This is a genomic window from Rhodococcus sp. EPR-134 (genome assembly GCF_001647205.1).
In the GTDB taxonomy this organism is placed as follows: domain Bacteria; phylum Actinomycetota; class Actinomycetes; order Mycobacteriales; family Mycobacteriaceae; genus Rhodococcus_F; species Rhodococcus_F qingshengii.
In genome coordinates this window covers 1-6,904 of the sequence record NZ_LVCT01000519.1, presented here as the reverse complement: position 1 = coordinate 6,904, position 6,904 = coordinate 1, and the positions used below count along the sequence as shown (strand labels likewise).

Genomic DNA, 6,904 nt, shown 5'->3' with positions numbered 1-6,904 from the left:
AGCGTCGGTGTCGAGCACAACTCCCGATGCGGGAACCACGTATGCCACCAGATTGTCGCCCAAAGCCGCATCGGAGTGGACGAGAACGGCCGCTTGTGCGATTGCGTCGTTGTCGAGTAGCGCTGATTCGATTTCGCCGAGTTCGATGCGCAGTCCCCGCAGCTTCACCTGGAAGTCGGTGCGGCCGAGGTACTCGAGCAGGCGGTCGGCGCCGGCACCGCGCCATCGGACCAGGTCGCCGGTTCGGTACATGCGCTCGCCGTCCGAGGTGGAATGCGCGACGAACCGATCCGCCGTCAGATCGGGGCGGGAGACATACCCTCTGGCCAGCTGGACCCCCGCGAGGTAAAGCTCGCCGGGGACGCCGGGAGGTACTGGACGCAGTGCGTCGTCGAGGACGAGTAGCTCTGTTTCGGCGACAGCACGGCCGATCGGAATGGAGACCTCGTCCTGCGGTCCGGTTGCGTAGTACGTGACGTCGACGGCTGCCTCGGTCGGTCCGTACAGATTGTGCAGTTCCGCGGTGCTGACGTCGCGCAGCCGCGCGGCGGTCTGGGCGGGAAGCGCTTCACCCGAGGCAAAAACGTAACGTAGCGAGGTGATCTCGGAAGCGCGCGGTTCAGCGACGAAGACCGCGAGCATCGAGGGGACAAAATGTACAACGGTGACGCCGTACTCGATCATCGTCGCTGCGACGTAGGCCGGATCACGATGCCCGTCCGGCTTCGCGATCACGAGGCAAGCGCCGACCTGCAACGGCCAGAAGAACTCCCACACCGACACGTCGAACGTAAACGGCGTCTGCTGCAGGATGACGTCTTCGTCGGTGAAGGGATATTCGCTCTGCCTCCATCGGAGGTTGGCGACGATTGCCTCGTGTGACACACCGACGCCCTTTGGCCTGCCGGTCGAACCCGACGTGAAGATCACGTACGCAAGATTGTCGGTGCGCAGCGGTGACAGCCGGTCACCGTCGGCAAGCGGCGCGACTGAGTGCGCCGAGACATCGATGTCATCGATCCGCAGTACATCGACGTTTTCGGGAATGCCGACCGCGTCCACTGACGTCGTCAGCACGAGGACGGGCGCGGCGACGTCGATCACATACGCCAGACGCTCAGCGGGATGGTCGGGATCGAGTGGTAGGTACGCACCACCGGCCTTGACGATCGCGTACATCGCAACCAGCAGTTCGACGGACCGACGGATACCCAGGCCGACGAGTGTGTCCGGTCCGACGCCACGGGCGACGAGCTCGCGGGCGAGCTGATTGACCCGGCGATCGAATTCCGCGTAGGTCGACGCCGTGGAGCCGAAACGAAGGGCGACGGCATCGGGGGTACGCGCGACCTGCTCCTCGAACAGACTTACGAGAGTCGACTCGACGACCGACGGAGCCTCGAAAGCAACGACGGAAGTCGCGTCGGCGATGAGCGCACCGACGACGGATTCAAGGCCACCCTCTCGTGTGGCGAGCAACTCCGGCAGCAGCGTGGAGATCACGACCGGTACAAGTGCGTCCGGGCCGAGCGCACCACCCATCGCGGAGTCGAGTGTGGTCAGTTCCGAGTGCAACCGTTCGTAGGTGACCTCGGCGTCTGCATGAACAAGCGCTGTCCGGTCGGGCTCCGCCTCGGCTACTGCAGCGATCAATCTCGGCAGTTCCTCGATCGTCAGCGACTGTGGTCCCGGCATACCGACGGACATCAACACTTCCTCCAACTGACGACAGCACGGCGCAGATCCAACGCACGACTGGTCGTACAGATCAACGCCCATGGGGCAAATACTGCATATTACCCGTCCGTACCGGAACCCTTCCCCAGCGTGGCCTGCGCGTCAGTTATCAAAGACTGGACGAGCGAGGTAGTACCGTCGGCGCCTAGTGCCGGAAGAATGCCCGGAACCAGACCGTTCAGCGAAACCGAGACCAATGCGTCGGCAGTGAGCGCCGCACCCATCGTCTGCTTCATCACAGCCAGTTTTTCGGCCAGCTGTGTGAAGGTCACCGCGGTGTCACCGTGCGTGAAGGCAACCGCCGTCGGATCTGCTGCGGCGGCCGCTGATGCGAGGTCCGGAAGATCGGCGGCGGTCTTCGGCTCGGCTGCCTCGATCAGCGCGCGTTCGAAGTCCGTCACGATGTCGATGGTCCGCAGAACCACCGTCGGATCTGCGGCAACGGCGTCGACCACGGCCCGCAACCTGGCCGCGAACAGTTCCATGGTTGCGGCGTCGTACAGATCGGTTGCATAGGTGAATCGCATCCGGATATCGGACAGCGTACCGCCCTCGTCGAACTCCTCGATACCGGTGAGCTGCAGGTCGAACATCGCCGAGTCGAATCCGTCGTCCACCGCCGACAGTTCGAGCCCTGGCAGCGCAAACGTGCCAAGTGCCATGTTCTGGAACGTGAGCATCACCTGGAACAGCGGTGAGTATGCCTGTGAGCGCTCACGGCCGACCTGCTCGACCAGACGCTCGAAGGGCACGTCTGCGTTTCCGAACGCCGCGAGGTCCTTCTCCTTCACCTGCTGCAGCAGGTCGACAAACGTGGTTGCCGGTTTCACCTGCGTGCGCAACACCAGCGTGTTGACGAACATACCGACCAGGTCGTCGAGGACTCGCTCGCCGCGGCCCGCCACCGGTGTACCGATCGCGATGTCGTTCGAGCCGCTGAGCTTGGACAGCAGCACCGAGAACGCGGCATGCACGACCATGAACACGGTCGAGTTCTGCTCGCGCGCGATTTCCGCGATTCGACGCGTGGAGTCGGCGCCGAGAGTGAACAGGAAGTCCGCCCCCTTCATCGACTGCGTCGGCGGACGAGGACGGTCCGTCGGCAGTTCCAGAAGTTCGGGAACGCCGGCGAGTTCCTGCGTCCAGTAGGCAAGCTGCGTCGACAGTTCACTGTCCGGATCGCCCTCGGAACCCAGAACGTCGCGCTGCCATAACGTGTAATCCGCGTACTGGACTTCGAGCGGAGCCCATTCGGGTGCCGCTCCCCCGGTACGCGCCGTGTACGCGACCATCGTGTCTCGGATCATCGGCGCCATCGAGAACGCGTCGCCGCTGATGTGGTGGACCACCACGATCAGGACATGCTCAGTGGGCGTGATCTGGAAAAGGCGAACGCGCAGCGGAACACCGGCAGTGACGTCGAAGCCCTGACCGACGACCTTCGCGACCTCGGCCCCAATCGTGTCTTCGCCGACATACAGCACGGCCATGTCGACAACGGCTGCCGACTTCGACTGAATCGACTGCGTCGGGCCGTCCCCGAGATCGGGATAGAACGTCCGCAGGATCTCGTGGCGAGCAACAAGGTCGGAGACGGCCGACTGCAATGCTGCGACGTCGAGATCGCCGGACATCCGGATCGCGACCGGGATATTGTACGCGGCAGACCTGCGGTCGATCTGGTTGAGAACCCACATCCGCTGCTGAGCGAGCGACAACGGAATCTGCGACGGCCGTTCCTGCGCCACCAACTGTGCCCGCGAACCTGAACCGGCATGTTCGAGCACCCGCGACGCCAGCAGTCCGACAGTCGACGCTTCGAAGATGATCCGCACCGGAATCTGGGCGTCAAGTGCCTGACCCAACCTGGCCACGACCTGTGTGGCGATCAGCGAGTTTCCGCCGAGATCGAAGAAGTCGTCGTCCAACCCGACTCGTGGAACGCCCAGGACTTCGGCAAACACCGAGGCCACGATCTCTTCGACCGGATTGCTCGGGGCACGGAACTCCGTTGCCTCGAATTCGGGTTCCGGCAGCGCCTTTCGATCGATCTTGCCGTTGATGTTGAGCGGCAATTCGCTCAGCACCATCAACGCCGACGGCACCATGTAACTCGGCAACTCGCGGACGAGTTCCGCCTTCACGCTGTCGACGTCGACGGTGGCCCCGGCCTGCGGAACGAGGTACCCGACCAGTCGATCCCCCAGTCGCGGATCGGTTTTCGCGACGACAACCGCTGCGTCCACGGACTCAGCAGCTCTGATAACAGCTTCGATCTCACCGAGTTCGATGCGGTAGCCGCGGATCTTCACCTGGAAGTCGGCACGATCGACGTACTCGAGTTCACCGCCACTGCGCCAGACAACGAGGTCGCCGGTGCGGTACAGCCGTGTGCCCGGTTCTCCGAAGATGTTGGCGACAAAGCGTTCCGACGTCAGGTCGGCCCGCCCGTGATAACCACGAGCCAGCTGGGTTCCGGCAAGATACAGCTCACCGGTCACTCCGACCGGAACGGGATGCAGTCGCTCGTCGAGCACGTAGACCTGCGAATTCCATTCCGGGGCACCGATCGAGACCGACGAGGTATCGCTCTCGTCCACATCGTGCGCGGTCACTGACACCGCAGCCTCGGTCGGACCGTACAGATTGACGAGTGCCGCGTCGGACATTTTGCGGAACTCTGCCGCCGTTGCCGCGGGCAAGGCCTCACCGATGGCAAGGACACGCTCGAGCGACTGCGGAAGAGTGCCGTCTGCTGCGGCCGTCAGCATCGAGAGCATGGACGGCACCGCGTGCAGCGTCGTCACCTTCTCTTGAGCGATGAGCGCCAGCATGTACTCGGCGTCCTTGTGGCCGTCCGGGTCGGCAATGACCAGGCGGGACCCGGATGTCAACGCGGACCAGAACTCCCAGACCGAGAGGTCGAACGTCGCTGCAGTCTTGAGCAACATTGCGTCGGTCTGGTCGAGACCGTAGCGATCACGCTTCCACAGAAGCTGATTGACGATCGCGGCGTGGGACAGCGCCACACCCTTCGGCTTGCCGGTCGATCCCGACGTGAAGATCACGTACGCGGTATTCGCCGAACGAAGCGGTGCGATCCGCTCGTCGCCGCGCACCGGCGCTCCGGAGACGCGCGACAGATCGAGGGTGTCGATGAGAAGAACGTTGTCGATCCCCGCGAGCGACGGTGCGTCGTTCTCGTTGCTGAGCACGCAGACCGGCGCGGCCATCTCGAGGACGTACCCGGTGCGATCGGCCGGATGATCCGGATCGATCGGAACATAACCGCCGCCTGCCTTGGCAACGGCGTACATGCCGATCACCAGGTCGATGGAGCGTCGCATTCCCAATGCCACCAACGACTCCGGACCGACACCCAGTTCGATCAGGTGACGGGCGAGCCGGTTGACCTTGTCGTCGAACTCCACATACGTCAGCGATTCGAGCCCGTGCACCAACGCGACGGAATCACCGTGAGCGGCAACCTGCTGATCGAACAGATCGACCAGTGTCGCCTCGGCGTCGAGTACCTGCTCCGTTGCATTCCATTCCTGCAGAACCTGATTCGACTCACGCGGATCGAGCACGTCGATGTCGCCGACCACGATCGACGGATCGGCAACCACCGCTGCCAGAACGGTGTTGAACCGATCAGCAAAGGACTGGACTGTCGACTCGTCGAAAAGGTCGTGCGCGTAGCTGAATACGGCCGAGATGCCGGAGGCAACACCACGCTCGTCGTAATTGTCACCGACGATCAACTGCAGATCGAACTGAGCGACACCGTTGTCGATCTCGAGGCCCTTGACGGTGAGGCCAGGCAGTTCCAGGCTTGCCTGTTCCATGTTCTGGAAAAGGAAGCCCACCTGGTAGAGCGGGTGCCGAGCAGTCGAACGTGCGGGGTTGAGAACTTCGACCAGTCGCTCGAACGGAACATCGGCATGCGCAAAGGCCTGCAGGTCGTTCTCGCGCACGCGGGCAAGTAGTTCCGTGAAACTGTCGGAACCGTCGACGTGTGTCCGGAATACCAGGGTATTGACGAACATGCCGATCAGATCGTCGAGCGCACGCTCACCGCGGCCAGCGATCGGGGTGCCAACGGCGATGTCGTCGGTGCCGGAAAGGCGCGCTAACAGAATCGCAAACGCCGCGTGCGTGACCATGAACAGGGTGGTCCCGTGCTCACGGGCCAGCGCCGACAGGCCCTGATGCACTGTTGCGTCGATCTCGAACTGAAGGTAGCCACCGCGGTACGACTGCACGGCGGGACGCAGACGGTCCGTCGGCAGGTCCAGCTGATCCGGCAGCCCGGCCAAAGCTTGGCTCCAGTAGGCGATCTGCTCGGACGACACGGATTCCGGGTCTTCCTCGCTACCCAGCACCTCGCGCTGCCACAGGCTGTAATCGGCGTACTGCACGTCCAGCGGGGCCCAACCCGGCGCCGTTCCCTGCGCCCGTGCCGCGTAGGCCATGACGAGATCGCGGGCGAACGGAGTAGTCGAGGAGCCATCCGCGGCAATGTGGTGCACCACGACGGCGAGGACGTACTCGTTCTCGGCTACCTGGAACAACCGAATCCGCAGCGGGATTTCGGCCGTCACGTCGAACCTCGTCGACGCCAATTCGACCAGCTTGCCGACAATCTCGGCTTCCGTGACACTCTCGACGTTCAATTCCACCGGCGTATGTCCTACCGGTTCGATGACCTGGACCGGTCCCGAATCGGTTTCCGGATACACAGTGCGCAGGGTTTCGTGGCGGGCAACGACGTCGCCGATCGCCGCACGCATCGCGCCCAGATCGAGTTCACCGCTCAGCCGCAGTGCAAACGGCATGTTGTAGGCACCTGCCGAGCCGTCGAAGCGGTTGAGGAACCACATACGCTGCTGCGCAAGAGAAAGCGGAATCTCTTCCGGTCGATCCTGAGCTGTCAGCGCAAGGCGGCTTCCTTCACCGACGTGTGATTCGAGACGTGCGGCAAGTTCCTGGACGGTGGACGCTTCGAACAGAAGGCGGACCGGTACGGCCGTCTCGAGTTCTTCGGCGATGCGCATGACAACCCGAGTCGCGATGAGGGAGTTGCCACCCAACTCGAAGAAATCATCATCCAACCCCACCCGATCAACACCCAACACACCCACAAACGCCGACGCCACCACCAACT

Annotated in this window: 2 protein-coding genes; both read right to left on the bottom strand. The window is 63.2% G+C overall.

Going from position 1 to position 6,904, the window contains the following annotated elements:
* A partial coding sequence (locus tag A2J01_RS23895) for an amino acid adenylation domain-containing protein (RefSeq protein WP_442971577.1) occupies window positions 1-1,713 on the bottom strand: 1,713 nt, incomplete at its 3' end.
* 83 nt (window positions 1,714-1,796) lie between these two features.
* Window positions 1,797-6,904 (bottom strand): non-ribosomal peptide synthetase (locus A2J01_RS23890; protein ID WP_156519375.1); only part of this gene is annotated, 5,108 nt, incomplete at its 5' end.